The sequence below is a fragment of the Streptomyces sp. NPDC002754 genome (genome assembly GCF_053592315.1).
The window spans coordinates 1-20,268 of sequence record NZ_JBSFVM010000048.1; the positions used below are offsets into that span (position 1 = coordinate 1).

At 70.2% G+C, this 20,268-nt stretch carries 20 protein-coding genes, 1 tRNA gene and 2 pseudogenes; 7 read left to right on the plus strand and 16 right to left on the minus strand.

What is annotated here, in order from left to right; all coding sequences use genetic code 11:
* From ACWD2L_RS38910 to ACWD2L_RS38920, 3 genes and pseudogenes are all read right to left on the minus strand, one after another.
* A pseudogene (locus ACWD2L_RS38910) lies at nt 1–104 on the minus strand (DNA-directed RNA polymerase subunit alpha); the annotation flags it as partial.
* A 187-nt stretch (nt 105–291) separates the two neighbouring features.
* Entirely contained in the window at nt 292–456 is a 165-nt protein-coding gene (locus tag ACWD2L_RS38915; protein WP_351345009.1) for a hypothetical protein, read from the minus strand.
* A 66-nt stretch (nt 457–522) separates the two neighbouring features.
* Nucleotides 523–596 (minus strand) — tRNA-Met (locus tag ACWD2L_RS38920).
* Nucleotides 597–754: 158 nt separating this feature from the next.
* On the opposite strand from ACWD2L_RS38920, the pseudogene ACWD2L_RS38925 reads away from it, so the two are divergent.
* From ACWD2L_RS38925 to ACWD2L_RS38940, 4 genes and pseudogenes are all read left to right on the plus strand, one after another.
* A pseudogene (locus tag ACWD2L_RS38925) lies at nt 755–1,003 on the plus strand (MBL fold metallo-hydrolase); the annotation flags it as partial.
* Complete coding sequence (locus ACWD2L_RS38930; protein ID WP_451193564.1) at nt 969–1,202, plus strand: DUF6177 family protein; 234 nt, start codon at nt 969–971, stop codon at nt 1,200–1,202. The pseudogene ACWD2L_RS38925 and the gene ACWD2L_RS38930, both read left to right, overlap by 35 nt.
* A gap of 34 nt (nt 1,203–1,236) precedes the next feature.
* Nucleotides 1,237–1,767 carry an HD domain-containing protein gene (locus tag ACWD2L_RS38935; RefSeq protein ID WP_351345012.1) on the plus strand — a complete coding sequence of 177 codons (531 nt, stop codon included), beginning with the start codon at nt 1,237–1,239 and terminating at the stop codon, nt 1,765–1,767.
* A 213-nt stretch (nt 1,768–1,980) separates the two neighbouring features.
* Nucleotides 1,981–2,595 carry a M23 family metallopeptidase gene (locus ACWD2L_RS38940; protein ID WP_351345015.1) on the plus strand — a complete coding sequence of 205 codons (615 nt, stop codon included), beginning with the start codon at nt 1,981–1,983 and terminating at the stop codon, nt 2,593–2,595.
* Between the two features lie 22 nt (nt 2,596–2,617).
* Here the strand turns inward: ACWD2L_RS38940 and hydA are convergent, their stop codons facing one another.
* The 6 genes from hydA to ACWD2L_RS38970 all read right to left on the minus strand — a co-directional run bounded on the left by hydA (nt 2,618) and on the right by ACWD2L_RS38970 (nt 9,884).
* Nucleotides 2,618–4,024, minus strand: coding sequence for a dihydropyrimidinase (hydA, locus tag ACWD2L_RS38945; protein ID WP_351345018.1), 1,407 nt, complete (start codon nt 4,022–4,024; stop codon nt 2,618–2,620).
* Nucleotides 4,025–4,048: 24 nt separating this feature from the next.
* Nucleotides 4,049–4,891 carry a nitrilase-related carbon-nitrogen hydrolase gene (locus tag ACWD2L_RS38950; protein ID WP_351345020.1) on the minus strand — a complete coding sequence of 281 codons (843 nt, stop codon included), beginning with the start codon at nt 4,889–4,891 and terminating at the stop codon, nt 4,049–4,051.
* Between the two features lie 111 nt (nt 4,892–5,002).
* Entirely contained in the window at nt 5,003–6,553 is a 1,551-nt protein-coding gene (locus ACWD2L_RS38955) for a PucR family transcriptional regulator (protein ID WP_351345023.1), read from the minus strand.
* A gap of 130 nt (nt 6,554–6,683) precedes the next feature.
* Complete coding sequence (locus ACWD2L_RS38960; protein WP_351345026.1) at nt 6,684–7,982, minus strand: aspartate aminotransferase family protein; 1,299 nt, start codon at nt 7,980–7,982, stop codon at nt 6,684–6,686.
* Between the two features lie 19 nt (nt 7,983–8,001).
* Entirely contained in the window at nt 8,002–9,495 is a 1,494-nt protein-coding gene (locus ACWD2L_RS38965) for a hypothetical protein (protein WP_351345029.1), read from the minus strand.
* Nucleotides 9,496–9,632: 137 nt separating this feature from the next.
* Entirely contained in the window at nt 9,633–9,884 is a 252-nt protein-coding gene (locus tag ACWD2L_RS38970; protein WP_351345032.1) for a helix-turn-helix domain-containing protein, read from the minus strand.
* A gap of 63 nt (nt 9,885–9,947) precedes the next feature.
* Between ACWD2L_RS38970 and map the strand changes: the two genes are divergently transcribed.
* On the plus strand, nt 9,948–10,715 hold the full coding sequence (gene map, locus ACWD2L_RS38975) for a type I methionyl aminopeptidase (RefSeq protein ID WP_351345035.1): 768 nt from the start codon (nt 9,948–9,950) through the stop codon (nt 10,713–10,715).
* 212 nt (nt 10,716–10,927) lie between these two features.
* On the opposite strand, the gene ggt is transcribed toward map, so the two are convergent.
* Nucleotides 10,928–12,730 (minus strand): gamma-glutamyltransferase, encoded by a 1,803-nt coding sequence (gene ggt / locus ACWD2L_RS38980; RefSeq protein ID WP_351343359.1) that lies wholly within the window; start codon nt 12,728–12,730, stop codon nt 10,928–10,930.
* 126 nt (nt 12,731–12,856) lie between these two features.
* Between ggt and ACWD2L_RS38985 the strand changes: the two genes are divergently transcribed.
* Complete coding sequence (locus ACWD2L_RS38985; protein WP_351343361.1) at nt 12,857–13,627, plus strand: hypothetical protein; 771 nt, start codon at nt 12,857–12,859, stop codon at nt 13,625–13,627.
* Between the two features lie 191 nt (nt 13,628–13,818).
* On the opposite strand, the gene ACWD2L_RS38990 is transcribed toward ACWD2L_RS38985, so the two are convergent.
* The 5 genes from ACWD2L_RS38990 to ACWD2L_RS39010 form a co-directional block, all read right to left on the minus strand.
* On the minus strand, nt 13,819–14,688 hold the full coding sequence (locus ACWD2L_RS38990; RefSeq protein WP_351343363.1) for an amino acid ABC transporter permease: 870 nt from the start codon (nt 14,686–14,688) through the stop codon (nt 13,819–13,821).
* Nucleotides 14,685–15,329, minus strand: a complete 645-nt coding sequence (locus ACWD2L_RS38995; RefSeq protein ID WP_351343365.1) for an amino acid ABC transporter permease — start codon at nt 15,327–15,329, stop codon at nt 14,685–14,687. The genes ACWD2L_RS38990 and ACWD2L_RS38995 overlap by 4 nt, the downstream gene beginning before the upstream one ends.
* Nucleotides 15,330–15,340: 11 nt before the next feature.
* Nucleotides 15,341–16,252: a glutamate ABC transporter substrate-binding protein gene (locus ACWD2L_RS39000; protein WP_351343367.1), complete on the minus strand. Its 912-nt coding sequence runs from the start codon at nt 16,250–16,252 to the stop codon at nt 15,341–15,343.
* Between the two features lie 20 nt (nt 16,253–16,272).
* Nucleotides 16,273–17,016, minus strand: coding sequence for an amino acid ABC transporter ATP-binding protein (locus ACWD2L_RS39005; protein WP_351343368.1), 744 nt, complete (start codon nt 17,014–17,016; stop codon nt 16,273–16,275).
* Between the two features lie 134 nt (nt 17,017–17,150).
* The gene (locus ACWD2L_RS39010; RefSeq protein ID WP_351343369.1) at nt 17,151–17,600 is read right to left on the minus strand and encodes a DUF6278 family protein; all 450 of its coding nucleotides are present in this window, start codon (nt 17,598–17,600) and stop codon (nt 17,151–17,153) included.
* Between the two features lie 144 nt (nt 17,601–17,744).
* Here ACWD2L_RS39010 and ACWD2L_RS39015 point away from each other — a divergent pair, with 144 nt between their 5' ends.
* Nucleotides 17,745–19,559 (plus strand): SGNH/GDSL hydrolase family protein, encoded by a 1,815-nt coding sequence (locus ACWD2L_RS39015; protein ID WP_351343370.1) that lies wholly within the window; start codon nt 17,745–17,747, stop codon nt 19,557–19,559.
* On the opposite strand, the gene ACWD2L_RS39020 is transcribed toward ACWD2L_RS39015, so the two are convergent.
* On the minus strand, nt 19,549–20,220 hold the full coding sequence (locus ACWD2L_RS39020; RefSeq protein WP_351343372.1) for a class I SAM-dependent methyltransferase: 672 nt from the start codon (nt 20,218–20,220) through the stop codon (nt 19,549–19,551). The two genes, ACWD2L_RS39015 and ACWD2L_RS39020, sit on opposite strands and share 11 nt — an antisense overlap.
* Nucleotides 20,221–20,268 lie beyond the last annotated feature (48 nt).

Below are 20,268 nucleotides of genomic sequence, written 5' to 3' on the forward strand. Positions count from 1 at the left end.
CCGAGGGTGTAGCCGAAGCCCGGCTCCAGCGGCTCGATCACGAACCGGGAGCGGAATTCGTCGACGACCTCTTCGGTCAACGAGGGACGCTGAGCAATGAGCATGAAGTGTTTGCCTCCAGTGTTCGGCGCCCGCAATTTGACGCCATAGACCCGGCAAAGCCTACGGGCCAAACGGCCCAGCCCCTGACCAGGTCCCCGCCGCCTCTGCCGGATACCGCCCGCGGACCGTCCGTGAGCACCTGTCACTCGCCCGCCGGAACCCGATGCCCGACCGGCGTGTTGACGCCCGTCAGATGCGGGTCGCGGCGTCCCACGCGGTCATGGCGACGTCGACGACGTTACCGAGGGCAACGCTGTCGGCGCCGTCGCGGGCCTGCAGGGAGAGGGCGTTGAGGACGGTGGTGTAGAAGTCGGCCAGGCTATCGGCAGCGACGGTGGCACCGGCGCCCGACACGGGGCCGGACTCGAGCGGGGCAAAACGCAGTGAAGGCCCGGTATCCACCGGGCCTTCACGTTCGAGTAGCGGGGACAGGATTTGAACCTGCGACCTCTGGGTTATGAGCCCAGCGAGCTACCGAGCTGCTCCACCCCGCGTCGGTACGCTGAACTGTACGGCACTGACCCGCTTCCACCGAATCGGTTCAGGCGGCCTGGCCCACTGCGGCCAGAGCCGGCCTGACTCAGCATCGGTCGCGGCCGCCCCAATCGAAGCGACACCACGCAGAGTGAGCTCCACAAACGGGAGGATCTCCATGTTGAAGCAGGCCGCGGAAGGAGTGCTGGTCCACCAGAGCCAGCTGCTCCAGAACAACACCGTTGTCGTGCGGGGCACGGAGGGTGTGCTACTCGTGGACCCCGGGATCACGGGCGATGAAATGGCCTGCCTGGCGAACGACCTCTGCGAGCACGGCCGACCCGTGACGGCAGCCTTCTCGACGCACCCCGATTGGGACCTCGTCCTCTGGCATGCCGAACTCGGCGAAGCACCCCGTTACGCGCCGGGCGCGGCGCAGTTGCCCCAGGCGGATCGGCCTGGCCCACGCCCGCAGGCCCCCGCTCGCCCTGAAGCCGGTACAACTCGGCCCAGCCACCTCCCCGGCCCTGCACTACCCACTCGGCGACGGCACCGACCCGACCGCCTGGACCACACTCCGACACCTCACCGCACACCTCAACGACCGCACGCACAAAGCAGGTTGAGGCCACGGTGCCGCCGCCGAGCAAGCAGGTCCGCATGAAGTCCGTCGAAGAGATCGCTGTCCTGGCCGACACCGCGCACGCAGGACATGTCGACAAGATCGGCGTGCCCTACATCGAGCACGTCCGCGCGGTGGCCGCAGGACTCGAACCGTTCAGCGACATTCTCGTCATGGCAGGCCTCCTGCACGACGTCCTGGAGGACACCGACTGGACCGCGGAAGGGTTGCGCGAGGCCGGAGTCCCGAGCCGGGTCGTCGAGATCGTCCAGGCGGTGACCAACGCTCCCGGCACGCCGTACGAGGAAAAGATCCACCGCATCACCGGCGACCCGGACGCCACACTCGTCAAGATCGCCGACAACGCCCACAACTCCCACCCGGACCGCGCCACCCAACTGCCCACAGCCCCGCGCGAACGTCTCCACGCGAAGTACCGGGCCGCCCGCGCCACCCTGTGGCCGGCAGCCGCCCGAGCCGACATCGAAACGATCGTGCGCATCGTGAACCCAGCGCTGCTCGCCGAACTGGACGAGCACCACGCCGCACCCGATTCGGGGAGTACCTAGACACTCCGAGACCTTCGGGGCGAGGTCCGGCCCCTGGAGCCGGCAGCCGAACCCGCACGCGGCCTACGACACCCTTCCCCTGCTTCACATCCGACTACCGACACGCGTACCGCCACACAGGATGAGGTGAACACGCCCGTTCAGTGGCACCCGCTCACCTATATGGTTCCCGCGGAGATGCGGGCGGTCCCCAACGAGGGTGATCTGTCGGTCATGGCTTCTCACGACCACAGCACACCGGCAGCGGACACCACACGGCGGCGAGTCCTCGGCCTGTCCACGGCTCTGATCGGCGGTGCGCTCACTACGTGTCTGGCGCCCGACGCCACCGCCCACTCACCTGTTCCGGCCGGCCTCGGGGCCGCCGGAACAGGAGCGCAGTCCGCCGGCTCCGACCACCGGCTCATGGGGCCACCCCGGACCGCTGCCATGCCGCTGCGGCGGCGCTACCGCGTCTCCGCCCGCTACGGGGTGCGTGGCAACTGGCAGGCGGGTCACCACACGGGAATCGACCTCGCGGTTCCTCAGGGAACGCCGGTCTTCGCCGTCCGCGCAGGCACCGTCGTGCTGGCCAAGCGGTCGGGCGACTACGGCAAGGCGGTGACCATCCGGATGTCGGACGGTCGCTACGCCGTCTATGGACACCTCAGCAAGATCCGAACCCGCAAGGGAGCCCGGGTCACCCCTGGCATGCGCATCGCGGACAGTGGCAGCACAGGACGCGCCACCGGTCCACACCTTCACCTCGAGATCCGCGCACGCCGCGGATACGGCTCGGACGTGAACCCTGTCACCTATCTGGCAAAGCACGGCGTCCGCCTCACGTGACACCGCCGTGCCACCGCTCCCGTCAGGTCAGGTACTGGCATGTCCCCCGCGGCATGTACGTCCCGTGTCCCGCACGCCCCGTGAACTCCCGCTCGGTCACGACCAGTTCGCCTCGCGACAGCACCGTCTCCACCCGCCCCGTGAGCCGCTTGCCCTCGTACGCCGAGTAGTCGACGTTCATGTGATGCGTCTCGGCGGAAATGGTCTGCTCGGCCGACGGGTCGTAGATCACCACGTCCGCGTCGGCGCCCGGCGCGATCGTGCCCTTCTTCGGGTACAGGCCGAACATCCGGGCCGGGGAGGCGCAGGCGATGTCGATCCAGCGGCGGCGCGAGATGTGCCCGTCGACCACGGCCTGGTGGAGGAGGTCCATGCGGTTCTCGACGCCCGGCATGCCGTTCGGGATCTTCGAGAAGTCGCCGCGGCCCAACTCCTTCTGCCCGCTGAAACAGAAGGGGCAGTGGTCGGTGGAGACAACCTGGAGGTCGTTCGTCCGCAGGCCCCGCCAGAGCGCCGTCTGGTGCTCCTTCGGCCGCAGCGGCGTGCTGCACACGTACTTCGCGCCCTCGAACTCCGACTCCGCCAGGTTGTCCGTCGACAGGAACAGGTACTGCGGGCAGGTCTCGCCGAAGACCGGGAGCCCCTCGTCGCGGGCCCGCGCCAGCTCCGCGAGCGCCTCCTGCGCCGACACGTGCACCACGTACAGCGGCGCGCCCGCCACCTGCGCCAACTTGATCGCACGGTGCGTCGCCTCCGCTTCCAGGAGGGACTTGCGGACCTCACCGTGGTAGCGCGGGTCGGTCTCGCCGCGGGCCAGCGCCTGCTCGACCAGGACGTCGATCGCGATGCCGTTCTCCGCGTGCATCATGATCAGGCCGCCGTTCTCCCCGGCCCGCTGCATGGCCCGCAGAATCTGCCCGTCGTCGGAGTAGAAGACACCCGGGTAGGCCATGAACTGTTTGAACGAGGTCACCCCCTCCCCCACCAGCAGATCCATCTCCTTCAGCGTGTCCTCGTGCACGTCGGAGACGATCATGTGGAAGCCGTAGTCGATCGCGCACTGGCCGTCCGCCTTGGCATGCCAGGCGTCGAGGCCCTCGCGCAGCGAGCCGCCCTTCGACTGGATGGCGAAGTCGACGATCGTCGTGGTGCCGCCCCAGGCCGCGGCCCGCGTGCCGGTCTCGAAGGTGTCGGCGGCGTAGGTGCCGCCGAAGGGCATCTCCATGTGGGTGTGTCCGTCGACGCCGCCGGGGATGACGTACTTCTGCGAGGCGTCGATGGTGCGCGCGTCCGTCCAGGACGCGGCGGTGTCGCTTCCGGTGGCCGCGAGGGCCATGACGCGGCCGTCCTCGATGAGGACGTCGGCGTGCATCTCGTCGGCGGCGGTGACGACGAGTCCGCCGCGGATGACCGTACGGACGGCGCTCATGTGCTCCTCCAGGTGTGCGGGTGGTCAGGGGCGGGTCAGGGGCTCGTACGCCTGCGGGGCGCGGTCGCGGTAGAACTGCCAGCGGTCGCGGACCTCGCGGAGCTTCGCCATGTCGAGGTCGCGGACGACGAGTTCGGGCGCCTTGTCGTCGGCGACCTCGCCCACGAACCGGCCCTCGGGGTCGACGAAGTACGACGTGCCGTAGAAGTCGTTGTCGCCGTACTCCTCGACGCCGACCCGGTTGATGGCGCCGACGAAGTACTCGTTGGCGACGGCCGCCGCCGGCTGCTCCAGCTGCCAGAGGTAGCCGGACAGGCCGCGGCTGGTCGCCGACGGGTTGAAGACGATCTGGGCGCCTTCGAGGCCGAGCGCGCGCCAGCCCTCCGGGAAGTGCCGGTCGTAGCAGATGTAGACGCCGATCTTGCCGACGGCGGTGTCGAAGACCGGCCAGCCGCTGTTGCCGCCGCGGAAGTAGAACTTCTCCCAGAAGCCCTTGACCTGCGGGATGTGCGTCTTGCGGTACTTGCCGAGATAGCTGCCGTCTGCGTCGATCACGGCGGCCGTGTTGTAGAGGACGCCCGGCTGCTCCTCCTCGTAGACGGGGAGGACGAGGACGATGCCGTGTTCGCGGGCGAGGGCCTGGAAGCGCTGGACGACCGGTCCTTCCGGGACGGCCTCCGCGTACTCGTAGAACTTCGCGTCCTGCACCTGGCAGAAGTACGGGCCGTAGAACAGCTCCTGGAAGCAGAGGACTTGGGCGCCCTGCGCGGCGGCGTCACGGACCGCCTGCTCATGCACCTTGATCATGGACTCTTTGTCGCCGGTCCATGCGGTCTGGAAGATGGCGGCGCGGATCACGGGGCTCATCGGGACCTCCCTGAGAGGGGGTTGCGCGGTGTGGTGTCGACGATAGGGAGTGCGGGTCGGTGCGGCCGAGTCGCAGCGTGTCACGCATGGCGCCGCGGGCGTTGCACGGTGTCACGGGCCCGACTGCGCGTCGTGCGCGAGCAGGGCCAGATGGACGGACGCGGCCTGCTCGAAGTCGTCGAGGTCGACGCCGAGCAGTGTCTCTATGGTCTGCAGGCGGCGGTAGAGGGCGGGTCGGCTCATGTGGGTGAGGTGAGCGGTGCGGGACTTGTTGCGGCCGGTGGCGAGGTAGCCGCGCAGGACCGGGAGGAGCTCCGCGGCGTCCTCGGAGTTCAGGACGGCGTCCAACTCCCGTTCCGAAAAAGCCTGTACGCGGGGGTCGTCGCGCAACTGCCGTACGAGGCCGCGCAGTCGTACGTCGCCGATGCGGACCACGGGCGGGAGTCCTGGCGGCGCGCCGGTGACGGCGTCGGCGACGTGCAGCGCCTCGCGCAGCGCCTCCGACACGTCCTCCCAGTCGGTACTGGCGGGCCCCGCCGCGACGACGGCGCGCGCGTCGCCGGTCTCCGCGCGCAGCCGGTCGGCGAAGTGCGCGGCGAGGGCCTCCGGTGCCTGGTCGCGGGCGAGGCTGAGGAGGACGGCGGTCGTGGTGGTGCCTTCGGTGAGTTCCGCCACGAGCCCCGAAAGGCCCAATAGGCGTAGTAGGCGGTCGAGTTGGGTCGGTGATGTGTCGCGTACGACGAGGGGGAGGAAGGTGCGGCGGTTCACCGGGAGACCCGCCGCGCGGGCGCGGGGCAGCAGGCCGCGGGCCGGTGCGCCGCCCGCGAGCAGGTCGGCGAGCAGACAGCGGGCCGACTGTTCCTCCCAGCTCGGCCCGGAGCCCGACAGGAGGTGGTGCAGCACCAGGGCCTCCGCCGCACGGTCCGCGAGCAGCCGCCCGGACGCTCCGTCGCCGCGGTGCCCGCACAGTACGACGGAGCCCCAGCGTTCGCCGCGGCCGCCGAGGTCCGCGCGGATCCAGCCCTCGCCGTCGACTCCGCCGGGCTGCCGGGCGATGCGGTCCCAGTCGCGCAACACGTCGTCGACGGAGGGGTGTTCGCCGGCGGTGGCGAGGACGCGGTGGGCGAGGTTGGTGAGGACGACCGGGCAGCCGCTGTGCGCGGCGATCTCGTCGAGCAGGCCCTGGAGCGGGGCGCCCGCCGTGATGAGGCCGGTGAGCGCGGTACGGATTCCTTCGGAGAGGCTGACGGCGGCGAACTTCCTTCGTACGAGCCGGGATTGCACCTCCTCCGTCAACTCGGCGAAGGGGAACGGGCGGTGCAGCACCACCATCGGCAGTCCGTGCCGTTCTGCGGCGCGGCGCATTCCCTCCGGGGAGGAGGGGAAGGCGCGGCCGAGGCCGAGCACGAGGGCGGATGCCTCCGCGCGGTGCAGGGAGTTGATGTACTCGGCCTGTAGCCGCTCGTCGTCCGCGAGCAGGACGCCGGTGGTGAGGATCATCTCGCCGCCGCTCAGCATCACGCCTACGTCCGCGGCCTCGGCCACGTGTACCCAGCGGACGGGGCGGTCGAGGTGGCCGGCCGCGGCGACCACCTCCGGTTGGCCGGCGGCGATGCGGTCCAGGTCGAGTATTTGGCGGACGGAGAGGGTGTGCGTGGACATGTGCGGGGTCTCCTCGTGTGGAGCGGCTACCCGGCGAGCGGTCACGGGGCTCTGCCCCGGACCCCGCGCCTCAATCGCCGGCGGGGCTTGATGTGGGAGCGGCCTCGGAGACCTCCCCGAACCCCACGCCTCAAACGCCGGCGGGGCTTGAATTGAGCGCCCGCTCCAAAATTCGCGCTCCCTCCTCCGCCTCCGCCACGTTCAACGTCATCGGCGGAGCGATCCGCAGGACGCTGGAATCGTGGCCGCCGCCCTTGCCGATCAACAGGCCCTGCTCGCGGCAGGATTCGATGACCTGCGCCGCGTCGGGGCCGGGGCCGGGGGCCTCCAGTTCGACGCCGATCATCAGGCCACGCCCCCGCACCTCCCGCACGCCGGGCGCGCTCGCGGCGATCGCGCGCAGGCGCTCGATGAGGAGTCCGCCGACCCGCCGGGCGTTGCCCTGGAGGTCGTGTTCCAGGAGGTAGGAGAGGTTGGCGAGGCCCGCCGCCATGGTGATCGGGGAGCCGCCGAACGTCGAAATGGAGTTGGCGTCAAGGCAGTTCATGACGTCCCCGCGGGCGACGACGCCGCCGATCGACATGCCGTTGCCGATGCCCTTGGCGAAGGTGAGGATGTCCGGCGGCCCGGATTGCGCATGCGCCTGCCAGCCCCAGAAGTGCTCGCCCGTGCGGCCCCAGCCGGTCTGCACCTCGTCCGAGATCCACAGGATGCCGTGCTCGCGCAGGACGTCGCGGAAGGCGGCGTACAGGCCGTCCGGCGGGGAAGTGAAGCCGCCGACGCCCTGGATGGGTTCGGCGATGAGCGCCGCCACGTTGCCGCGGGTCTGGCCGAGCATGTCCCGCAGGTCCGCGACGCAGGCGTCGGTGAACTCGGCGTCGGACAGGTGGGCGTAGGGGCCGCGGCCGCGCACGCCCCCGTGCACGTACAGCGTTTGCAGCGGGGACAGGCTCGTCGGCGACCAGCCCTGGTTGCCGGTGATGCCGACGGCGGAGAACGAACGGCCGTGGTAGCTGTTGCGCATCGCCAGGATCTGGTTGGACCTGCGGTACGCGGTGGCGAGCAACAGCGCCGTGTCGTTGGCCTCGGTGCCCGACGTGGCGAAGAAGACGCGGGCGTCCGGGATGCCCGACAACTGGGCGACACGCTCGGCGAGTTCGACCATCGGCCGGTTGAGGTAGAGCGTCGACGAGTGGACGATCCGGGAGGCCTGTTCGCTCACCGCCTTCGTGACCTCGGGCAGGGCGTGCGCCGTCATCGTCGTGAGGATGCCGCCGAAGAAGTCCAGGTACTTCCTGCCCTCGGCGTCCCAGACGTACCGGCCCTCGCCGTGCGTGAGCTCGATCGGATCGTCGTAGTACAGGGCCAGCCAGTCCGGCATGACATCGCGGTGGCGATCGTGCAGAGAGGCTCGGGAGGGGGTGGTCATCGGCAGCACTCCTTCTTCCTTACGTCTCTACGTCGCTGCGTCTCTGCGTCGTCTTCTGCGCGGATACGTCTCCGCGTACGCCTCTACGCACGTAGAACGGCCGTAGAGGGACGAACGTAAGCCCCATCGAAGGGCTTGCCAAGGGCATCGTCGGCAACCCGCTGGATCGGGGCGGCACCGACACCCGGGCGGGTGACGGTTCAGTGCGCGAGGCCCGCGACGCGCAGTGCGTGCACAGGTCCCAGTAGCGCTCCTCGGAGACCTGCCGCGCCGCGTCGAGCAGCAGCGGGACGAGCCGGTCGGGGGCGTCGCGCGCGCTGTGGGCGGCCTCTTCGGGTGTGCGGCCGCGGACGTACGCGTCCAGGAGGGTGCGGACCTCGCGGTGCCGGCTCGCCGCGTCGAGCCGGCGCACCGCGGCGCCGAACTCGGTGGGCGGGCTGCCCGTGCCCTGGCGCAGCAGCGCCTGTCCGTCACCGGTGCGGCCGGCCGCGACCAGCGCGTCGGCGGCGGCGACCAGCCGGTCCAGCGGCAGTGCCCCGGCCTCCCACAGCAGGGTGGCCCAGTCGGCGCCGAGCCCGGACCGCGTCAACTCGTCGGCGAGCAGCGGGAAATGGGTCGCGGGCCCGGCCGCCGCGCCCACGAGCACCATGTGCGCCTCGCCGCTGTGGCCCCCGGCGCGGTGGCGGGCCAGGAGGGCGACCGTGTCCGCGACGTCGGCGTACGCGGTGGCGTCGACCGAGGGCGGGGCGGGGGTCGCCACCTCGTCCCGTCCTGGCGCGGCACCGGCGAACCGGGCGCCTGTGGGGGTGGCGGGCGCGGGAGAGGGGGCCGACCCGGTCGCGGCGCCTGAGCCTGGCTCCGGTTCCTCCCTCGTCTCTGCCTCCTCCATCGCCATCCCCGCGAAGCGGGCGCTGCCCCGGGGTCGGCGTTTGCGCGCCTTGGCGGGAGTGGGAGTGGGAGCGGGAGTGGGGGCCGCGGCCGGCGTCGAGCCCGAGAGCGCTGGGTCGGGGCCCAACTCATCCAGCCTCGACCCGAGTTCGGCGAGCCGCGCGGTCGCCCGCTCGTGGTCGTCGTGCGCCCACGCCAGGTCGATGCGGACGGCGTCCGCCTCCTCCTGGTCGGTGACGGAGCCGAGGCGGGCGCCGAGTTCCTGGAGGCGCCGCGCCGCGTACCGCCGCTCGCGCGCCATCACGTCCATCCGGTCGGCGAGCAGCGCGCGCCCGCCCGGCCCGGTGTCGTGGACACGGGCGGACGCGCGGTACAGGGCGTGGGCGCGGGCCGCCTCCCGCTCGGCGTGCTCGGTTCCCAGCGTCGCGGCGAGGTCTTTCAGCAGCGCCTCCACCACGTCCCACGGGGGCACCTCACTGCCGTCGAGGCAGGCGCGCATGCCCTCGGGATCCCGCCGCCAGAAGACGCCGCACCAACCGGCGCGCTGGTCGAGCCGGGCGTTGAGCCCCCGCAGATATGCCGCGAAGTCCCTTACCCGGTCCGGGAGTTGTCCCACTTCCGCCACGCGCCCCGCCGATCGTCGCACCCTGGTGCCTTTTGGAGCCTTACGCTCCGGAAGCAAACACCTCGCGTGTTACGGGGGTGCTACGCGCGCTTTTCGGGGTGCGCACCGACGCGCGCCAGGCGGGGATCAGGCACGCGTCAGGCAGGGATCAGCGCGCAGTGCTTCACCAGTTCGTCCATGGAAAGGCCCAGCTCGCGGGCGAGCGCGGCGACCGTGAAGAAGGCGGGGGTGGGCGCCCGGCCCGTCTCGATCTTGCGCAGCGTCTCGACGGAGACGCCCGCGCCCGCGGCCACCTCCGTCATGCTGCGCCCGACCCGCGCCTCGCGCAGCAGTCGGCCGAGGCGCTCGCCGCGCTCGCGCTCTTCGGGGGTCAAGGGGGTTCGGACCATGCCCCCACCCTACCCGAGGCCCCAATTTTTGTACCGGATTTAAATACCGGTATAGTTATTGGCATGGTGGAACTGAAGACGGACACACAGATCGACGCGATGCGGGAGGCGGGGCGGGTCGTGGGCCACGCGCTCACCGCGGTACGGGAGCACGCGGCCGTGGGCGTGAGCCTGCTGGACCTCGACGAGGTGGCACGCGAGGTGCTGCGCGAGGCGGGGGCGACGTCCCCGTTCCTCGGCTACCGGCCGAGTTTCGCGACGACGCCGTTCCCCGCGGTGATCTGCGCGTCCGTGAACGACGCGATCGTGCACGGCATCCCGACCACGTACCGGCTGCGGGACGGGGACCTCGTGTCGATCGACTGTGGGGCGGAGCTGGGCGGCTGGGCCGGGGACTCCGCGATCAGCTTTACGGTCGGCGGGGCGCGGGCCGAGGACGTACGACTCGTGGAGACGGCCGAGCGGGCGCTTGCCGCGGGGATCGGGGCGGCGGTCGTCGGCAACCGGATCGGGGACATCGCGCGGGCGATCGGGGCGGTGTGCCGGGAGGCGGGGTACGGGATCCCGGAGGGATTCGGCGGGCATGGGATCGGGCGGCGGATGCACGAGGATCCGCCGGTGCCGAATGAGGGGCGGGCGGGTCGGGGTATGCGGTTGCGGCACGGTATGGCGCTGGCGATCGAGCCCATGGTCATCGGCGGTGGTGGCGACGGCTACCACGAGGCGCCCGACGGGTGGACCCTGCGCACCAACGACGGTTCCCGCGCCTCCCACGCGGAACACTCCGTGGCGATCACGGATGCCGGCCCCCGCATCCTGACGGCCCGCTAGACCGGGGTGGCGCCGTCGGGGCTCCGCCCCGCACCCCGCTGGCTCTCGTCCACGAGGCGGGGCTTAAAAGATCGCCTCAATCGCCGGCGGGGCTTGACAGATCAAGCCCCGCCGGCGGCTGATCTCTCAAGCCCCGCTAGCGGTTGTTCTTTAAGCCCCGCCGGCGATTGAGGCGCGGGGTCCGGGGCGGAGCCCCGTGGCGTAGTGACGGGCTACCTACCGGGCGAGACGACCATCGCCGAGCCTCCGCCCCGGCGGACCTTCTCCGCCGCCGCGAGCCACTTTCCGCCAGGAAGACGCTGGACGCCCGTCGCCGCCCCGATCTCCGGGTTCTCCTTGAAGGAGTGGCCGATGGCCTCCAGCCTCCCGCGGAGCGCCCCGCCGTACAGCCCCGGCTCCAACTCCGTCTGCACCGCATTGCGCTGACTCGCCCGCGGCGCCGCAATCGCGTCGACCAGCGGCAGATCCCGGTCGAGGAACCCCGTCAACGTCTGCAACACCGTGGTGATGATCGTGGCCCCACCCGGCGACCCGACCGCAACCACTGGCTTGCCCGCCTTGTCGAGCACGATCGTCGGCGAGATGGATGAACGCGGACGCTTGCCGGGACCCGGCAGGTTCGGATCGTGGACGTCGGCGCTCGCCGGCGCGAACGAGAAGTCCGTCAGCTCGTTGTTGAGCAGGAACCCGCGCCCCGGCACGGTGATTCCGCTGCCGCCGGTCGACTCGATGGTGAGCGTGTACGAGACGACGTTGCCCCACTTGTCCGCCGCCGTGAGGTGCGTCGTGTTCTCACCCTCGTACGTCGTGGGCGCCGCCTTGTCCCCGGCCTCGCCGCACTTGCCGGGATGCCGCGGGTCCCCCGGCGCGAGCGGGCTCTTGAGCACCGCGTCGTCCTTGATGAGGCACTCGCGGGAGTCCGCGAACTTCTGCGAGAGCAGCCCCTTCGTCGGCACGTCCTCGAACGCCGGGTCGCCCACCCACCGCCCCCGGTCGGCGAAGGCCACCCGGCTCGCCTCGATGAAGCGGTGCAGGTACTGGACCTCGGACGCCTTCGAGAGGTCGGTGTTCTCAAGGATGTTGAGCGCCTCGCCGACACTCGTACCACCCGACGAGGACGGCGCCATGGAGTAGACGCCGAGGCCGCGGTACGAGGTCCGGGTCGGCGCCTGGAACTTGGCGCCGTACGCCGTGAGGTCCTTCGTCGACAGCTTGCCCGGACGCGCCACGTAGTCCGAATCCGGGTCCACCGGTGGCTTGTTGACCGTCTTCACGACGTCCGCGCCAATACCCCCACGGTAGATCGCTCCCACCCCCTCCCGCCCCAACTGCCGGTACGTGCGCGCCAGATCGGGGTTCTTGAACGTCGAGCCGACCTCCGGGAGCTTCCCGCCCGGCAGGAACAGCTTCGCCGTGTCGGGGAAGTCGCGGAACCGGGCCTCGTTCGACGCGGTCTGCGAGCGGAACGTGTCGTCGACGGCGAACCCGTCACTCGCGAGCTTCGTGGCGGGCTCCAGCACAGAGGCAAGCCCCCGACTCCCCCACGCGTCCAACGCCGACTGCCACGTCGCCGGCGTCCCCGGCGTCCCCACGCTCAGCCCGCTGGTGACCGCGTCGTTGAAGGCGAGCGGTTTGCCGTTCTCCAGGAAGAGGTCGGATCCTGCCGTCAGCGGCGCCGTCTCGCGGCCGTCGATGGTGTGCACCTTGCGGGACTTGGCGTCGTAGTAGACGAAGTAGCCGCCGCCCCCGGCCCCGGACGAGTACGGCTCGGTCACCCCGAGAGCGGCCGCGGTGGCGACGGCGGCGTCCACCGCGTTGCCCCCGTGCTTCAGCACCTCGATACCGGCCGCGGACGCGTCCTTGTCGACGCTCGCCACGGCGCCGCCGGAGCCCACCGCCACCGGTTCCTTCACAGGCGTACGCGAACCGGACGAAGGTGGAGCCGCGGCACCGACCGCCACCATGCTGCCAAGTGCGGCGAAGACCGACAGATTCCGCACAACTGAACGTCTCATCAGTACCTCCGGTCAACAGGCGTCAGCGCAGCGTAACTTGATCGGTCCGTGCCGTCAGGACCCCCGCGCCCTCCCCCTCCCCTCCCCCTCGAACCCCGGTCGAACATCCCGCTAGAGTGCGCCCCCATGACTGAAGACGTGCGCAACATCGTCCTCGGCCTGATCGCGGCGGGCATCAGCGCCTCGCTGGGCTGGCTCGCCCGTACCTACCTGTGGAAGCGCAAGCTCCGCAGGAAGCAGGCCTTCTTCGGGCTGCCCGACAACTCCGAGTCGCTGCTCGTCGTGAACCGCGACGCGGGCGGCCCCGAGCTGACGGTGAAGCGCCACGACGTCTTCGCCCTCCTCGAACTCTCCGCGCTCATCAAGGACTGCAACGCGCACGCCCAGGTCGTCGCCCACGACACCGCGCAACAGGGCTTCGGGGAGCGGACCGAGTTCTGTGTCGGAGGACCGGCCTCCAACAGACGCATGGCCGCGCACATGGTCAGCCTGCTGCCCGGCATCCGGGTCAACACCGACCCCGAGCCGGGCCCGGACCGCGGCGCCTTCCAGATCGGCTCCGAGCGCTACCGCCTGGAGCCGAGCAGAACCGAGTACGTCCTCCTGGCCCGCCTGACCGCCGGTCCCGCCACCCCCGAGGCGAGGCCGGTCTTTCTGTTCTGCGGGCAGCTGCCGATCACCAACCAGGCCGCCACGCGCTATCTCGCCCGCCACCACGAGCGGCTCGCCCGCAAGCACGGCAACAGCTCCTTCGTCCTGCTCCTGAAGGTCGTGAACTCCGGGGCGTACGGGCCCGACGTCGTCGAGGTGGTCGCCGATGTCACGAAGGCGGCGGAGGCCCCGCTGCCCGCGGCCCCTGCCAATGGTGGCGGCCGAGCGGCGCACAAGGCCAAATAGGGGCGCCCAAAACCAAGGAGAGCGGTGCCCCCGCCGCGTACGAATGCGACAAGGGCCCGCTCATCCTCGGCAAGCAGGCACGTCCCGACCGGCACGCGGCAGCTGACCTTCTTCTCGTACGCCGGTGTGGCGCGAGCAGTGATCTCCGGCTGCCGCTGGGCGGGAACGGACCGTACTTTCCCTGGCTTCGGCTACTGCGTACCCGGCAGCAGCGTCCCTGGCTCGGCCGGGGCGACATCGGCCGCCTCCGTCTTGGGATTGCGCCGCTGGCGCTTGGCCACCCACTGGGCGAACCAGGACAACACCATGCACATCCCGATGTAGATCGGCGAGATCACCATCACCACAGGGATGAAGGGCAAATCGTAGTCGAGGTTGGAAGCGATCAGTTTTCCGGCGTGGAGGAACTCCTCGTAGGTGATGAGATAGCCGAGCGACGTGTCCTTCAGTGCCACCACCAACTGGCTGATGATGGCGGGCAGCATGGCCCGCACCGCCTGAGGGACGAGCACATGCGTCATGACCTGCGTCTTGCGCATGCCCAGCGCGTACGCCGCCTCGCGCTGCCCGCGCTCCACCGAGTTGATGCCGGAGCGGAACACCTCGGCGAGCACGGAGCCGTTGTAGAGCGTCAGGCCAGCGACGAGCGCGGCCAGCGGCTCCATCTTCAGCGCCACGTAGATGAAAAAGATCATTACCAGGACCGGCATGGCGCGGAAGAACTCGACGAGCAGCGTCGCGATCCAGCGCACCGGCCTGTGGTCCGAGAGCCGCCCCACGGCGAGCAGCGTGCCGAGCACGAGCGACAGGACGGCCGCCATGGCGAAGGCCTTGAGCGTGTTGCCGAGCCCGCGCAGGAGCAGTTCCTGGATGCCCGTGTACTCGAAGGGCATCCACTTCGTGTACGTGAACTGGTCGGTGTCGAAGAGCAGGTACAGAAGCCATCCGACCAGGGCGAGCACGATGAGCGTCGAGACGGCGCCGTACATCTTGTGGCGGCGTTCGGTCTTCGGGCCCGGAATGTCGTACAGGGCGGTGGCGTCGTGCCGCAGGGCCTTCATCGGGCGAACCCCCAGCGCTTCTCGAGGAAGTTGAACAGGGCGCTGATGGCCAGCGTGATGATCAGGTATCCGATCGCGATCCAGACGAAGGTCCAGATGATGTTGTAGCCGAGCTCGCTGAGCGTCTTGTAGGTGCCGAGCAGCTCGACGACGCTGAAGGCGCCCGCGATCGCGGAGTTCTTGGCGAGCGCGATGAGCGTGGAGCCGATCGGCGGGATCACGGACCGGAAGGCCTGCGGCAGGATCACATGGGTCAGGGTCTGGCCGAACGTCATGCCGAGGCTGCGGGCCGCCTCGCCCTGCCCTCTGGGCACCGTGTTGATGCCGGAGCGCACCGCCTCGCAGATGAACGCGGAGGTGTAGCAGCCGAGCGCGAGGATCGCGAAGACGGTGAACGGCAGGACCAGGCCGAAGCGCGGCAGGCCGAGCAGCACCGCGAAGAACAGCAGCGTCAGCGGCGTGTTGCGCAGCACGGTGACCCACGCGGTGCCGAAGGCCCGGAAGGAGCCGACGGGTGCGACCCGGAACGACGCCATGAGGAAGCCGAGCACCAGCGCCAGGATCGACGCGAAGACGGTGAGCTCGACGGTGCCGAGGAAGCCTTTCCAGTACAGCTCGATGTTGTCGGTCAGGACATTCATGGGACGCCTCCTCAGTTCGCCGGGTAGCGGTCGATGGCGGGCGGTTTCGGGGCGGGCTCCCCGGACAGGCCGAGCGTCGCCTCGTACGCCTTCTTCCAGTCGCCGTTCTTCTGGCCGGCCTCGAGCGCGTCGTTGATGGCGAACCGCAGCGCGTTGTCCTTCTTCGGGACGCCGATGCCGTACGGCTCCTCGGAGAACGGCTTGCCGACGAGCTTCATCTCCTCGGGCACCTTGGCCGCGTAGCCGAGCAGGATCGCGTCGTCGGTGGTGACCGCGTCGACCTGATAGGTCAGCAGGTTGTCGACGCAGATCGAGTACGTGTCGTACGCGACGAGTTCGGCCTTCGGATAGTCGGCCTTGATGCGCTGGTACGGGGTGGAGCCGGCGGCCGAGCAGACGCGCTTGCCCGCGAGGTCGTCGGGGCCCTTGATGTCCTTCTCGTCGGTGCGCACGAGCAGCGACTGTCCCGCCATGTAGTACGGGCCCGCGAAGCCGACGATCTTCTTGCGGAGGTCGTTGATGGTGTACGTGCCGACGTAGTAGTCGATCTGCCCGTTCTGCAGGGCCGTCTCGCGGTTCGCCGACGCGATGGTCTTGAAGCGGATCTTCTTCGGGTCGAGGCCGAGGGAGGCCGAGACCATCTTGGCGATCTCGATGTCGAAGCCGGTGTACGTGCCGTCCGCGGGGTTCTTCTCGCCGAGGTAGGGCTGGTCCTCCTTGGCGCCGACGACGAAGTGGCCGCGCCTCTCCGCCTTCTTCCACGTCGGGGAGTCGGGCAGCGAGAAACCCTGGGCGATCTTGTACTGGGGGAGCTCGGCGGCCGAGGGACCCTTGACGGGTGGGCTGCCCTCCTTGCCGCACGCGGTGGCGGCCAGGGCCGTCACCGTCAGGGCGGCGAGCAGCCGTAGCGACTTGGCGATCATGTGCTGGTGCCCTCCCCCGGTCAGTGCTTCAGGATCTTGGAGAGGAAGTCACGTGCGCGCTCGCTCTCCGGGTGGGTGAAGAACTCCTCGGGGTTGCGGTCCTCCACGATCTTTCCGTCCGCCATGAAGACGACGCGGTCGGCGGCGGTGCGCGCGAAGCCCATCTCGTGGGTGACGACGACCATCGTCATGCCGTCGCTCGCGAGTTGCTGCATGACCTCGAGGACCTCGTTGATCATCTCCGGGTCGAGTGCCGAGGTCGGCTCGTCGAAGAGGAGCGCCTTGGGGTCCATGGCGAGTGCGCGGGCGATGGCCACGCGCTGCTGCTGTCCGCCGGAGAGCTGCGCGGGGAACTTGTCGGCGTGGGCGGCGAGTCCGACCCGTTCGAGAAGTTCGCGCGAGCGCTTGTCGGCTTCGCCCTTCTTGCGTTTTCTGACCTTCAGCTGGGCCAGCGAGACGTTCTGCAGCACCGTCTTGTGCGCGAAGAGGTTGAACGACTGGAAGACCATGCCCACTTCGGCCCGCAGTCCCGCGAGCGCCTTCCCCTCCTCGGGGAGCGGCCGGCCGTCGAGCCGGATCACGCCGGACTCGATGGTCTCCAGACGGTTGATCGTCCGGCAGAGCGTCGATTTGCCCGACCCCGAGGGGCCGATGACCACCACCACCTCCCCCTTGCCGACGGTGAGGTCGATGTCCTGGAGGACATGCAGCTCCCCGTAGTACTTGTTCACGTCTCGCAGCTCGATCAACGGATCGACGGCCATCGGCGGTCCCTGCCCACTTTCAGGTGTGTCGGTCCGCGCAAACTATCCACGCTTACATGGGACTTAACAGACGACACGCACTTATGGGCATTAACCGTATTTGACGCTCAACTACGCGGCGCCACCTCGCCGGTCTACGACTCGGCGGCCTCCGCGTAGAACTGGGAGAGCTCCGGGGCCCCGCTCGCCGCCCACTCGTGCCCGGCCTCCACGACGTCGATCTCGCGGCCCGATGCAAGCCGCACCACCGGCTGCCCGTTGTCCCAGATCACCCAGGTGGCGCCCAGTACGTGGCGCACCATGACCGAGCCGAGATAGAGACCCGCGTCGTTGCCCAGCCAGTGCAGCGTGTCCTCGTCCTCCCGCCAGCGCGGCACGAGTTGATCGAGGGCCTCCAACGACCGCACCGACTCGTCGAGTTCGACCCCCGCGTCATCGGCCTGGGAACGCAACAGCTCGCACTCGGAGAGGAGTTCGACGAGTCCGCTCTCGCTCTCGTCACCTTCGTCACCGGTCGGGAACACGGCGACACCGTGTGCCGGACCCTGCTTCTTGCGCCAATTCGCCGCGAAAGGGATCTTCATATTGCCCAGATTCGCATCCTGGCACCTGCCCGCACCACAGGCGCGCGGAGGTGACGCCGCGCGGAGTTCAGGAACCGGACACCGGCCTTTCTCCCCCGTTTACCTCGCGGCACGTTGACGGGCCATCACCCCGTCCTTAACTTCATGGCGCAACCACCACGGCGGACACACAAGCGGAGGGAGTCGGTCTTGCGCCGACGCATTTGGGGAGCCGCGTTCATTCTGGCCGTCTGCGCGGAGTTCACCCCTGTCGCCACGGCCCACGCCGCGCCCGCAAGACCCGGGCCGCTCCCCCTGGAGCGGCTCTTCGACAACCGGGCCGTCAGCCACGACACGGCGCCCGGCGAAGCGGACTTCGACGGCGCGGGCAGCTCCCTGTCCGCGCAGGACCTCACCGCGGCCGGCTGGACGCCCGGCCGCACCATGGAGATCGACCGGGCCCGCCTCACCTGGCCGCGGACGGCCGGGTACGGGCCCGACAACGTACGGGCGAACGGGCAGTCCGTGCGGGTGGGCGGGCGCGGGGACGCGCTCGCCTTCCTGGTCGCGGGCACCGGCGGGGACGCGGCCGGGACCGGCGTCGTCCGGTACGCGGACGGCTCCCGGTCGACGTACCGGCTCAGCGCGCCCGACTGGCGCACCGGGCCGCTCGCCACGAAGTCGGTGGCGCTGCCGCACCGGAACACGCCGTACGGCCAAGTCGCCGAGAAGGCACGGCTGTACGCCGTGACCGTGCCGGTGCGCAAGGGCCGCCAGATCTCCTCCGTCGAGCTGCCGAGGGCGAGCGGCGGGGCGCTGCACGTCTTCGGCCTGTCCGTGCGGGCGGCGACGCCCGGGTGGACTGGCAGCTGGTCGGCCTCGCCCGCCGGGTACACCGCGGTGGGGCCGTGGGCGGACCGCACCATCCGGCTCGTCGTGCACACGAGCACCGGCGGGCCCAGGGTCCGCATCCGCCTGGAGAACACCTTCGCCGCGACCCCGGTGCGGGTCGGCAGCGCGTCGGTGGCCGTGCAGGGGGCGGGGGCCGCGGCGCTCGACATTCCGGTGCCGCTGACGTTCCGGGGCTCCCCCGGCGCCCAACTCCCCGCCGGTGGGCAGGTGTTCAGCGACCCGGTGGACTTCGACGTACCGGAGAACGCGAACCTTCTCGTGAGCTTCCACCTTCCGGAACCCGTCACCGCGGCGCCCGTGCACAGCCAGGCCATCCAGCGCAGCTACGTGAGCACGGTGGGCGATCACGCCGCGGACGCGGACGGCTCCGCGTACAGCTCGACGATCTCGTACTGGCCGCTGCTCACCGGCGTCGACGTGGGCGGTGGTCCCGGCTCCGTCGTGCTGCTCGGCGACTCCATCACGGACGGCGTGAAATCGACGCTGGACGCGAACCACCGCTGGCCGAACGTGCTCGCCACACGGCTCCTCGCCCAGTCGAAGGTGCCGCACTACGGGGTGTTGAACGAGGGCATCTCCGCGAACCGGGTCGTCGCCGACCGCTACCCGGGCGACGGGCTCTCCACCGACACGGGCGGGGTGAGCGCGCTGCACCGGCTCGACCGCGACGTGTTCGCGCAGACCTCCGCGAGGACCGTCGTCGTCTTCCAGGGCGTGAACGACGTGCGCTGGGGCGCGAGCGCCGCGCAGGTCGAGGCGGGGCTCCGGGAGATCGTGGCGCGGGCGCACGCGCGGGGCCTCAAGGTGATCGGGGCGACCATCACGCCGTGCGAGGGCGAGGCCCTGTGCACGGCGGCCGCCAACGAGCAGCGGGAGGCCATCAACTCCTTTGTGCGCAGCCCCGGTTCGGGCTTCGACGGCTTCCTCGACTTCGACGCCGTCGTCCGCGACCCGGCCCGCCCGGCGCGGATGCTCCCCGCGTACGACAGCGGTGACCATCTGCACCCCGGCGACCCGGGCCTGAAGGCGCTTGCCGATTCGATCGACCTGGAGATCCTCAGGCCGTAGCGTCGTCCGGCTTCCTGGCGATCAGGATTGCCTGCCGGCCCTGGGTCGCCCGCTCATAGTCGTCGGGCTCGCGGATCAGTTGGGACTCCATCGGGAGCCCGGCCTGCTCCACGAGCCCGACGACGTGCTCCGGGTCCAGCCAGTAGACGTCGAGCGAGAGGTCGTGCCCGTAGGCGTGGTCCAGGTGCCGCAACAGGTCGCCCACCTTGAAGCCGAGCAGCAGATAGCCGCCGGGGGCCAGGACGCGGTGGAATTCGGCGAACACCGTCGGCAGCAGCTCCGGCGGCGTGTGCACCGTCGAGTACCAGGCGACGACGCCGCCGAGGGAGCCGTCCGCCAGGTCGAGCCCGGTCATCGTGCCCTCCTCGAACCGCAGTCCGGGGTGGGCACGGCGGGCCTCCGCGACCGTCTTCGGCGACAGGTCGACGCCGAACGCCGAAAGGCCGAGGGAGTTCAGATGGGCCGTCACATGGCCGGGCCCGCAGCCGAGGTCGGCCACGGGTCCCGCGTCCGCCCGCCGGACGCGCTCGGCGAAGACGCCGAACACCGCGTGCGCGTACAGGTCCTGGGGGAAGAGCGGAGGAATGATCTCCGCGTAGGCGCCCGCGGCGGTGTCATAGGCGAGTTGGGTCGAGTTCAGGTACGTCGTCAGATCCGTCACGGACGCAGACGCTAGTGCCCGCCACTGACAATCGGCCCGCCCGGCCGG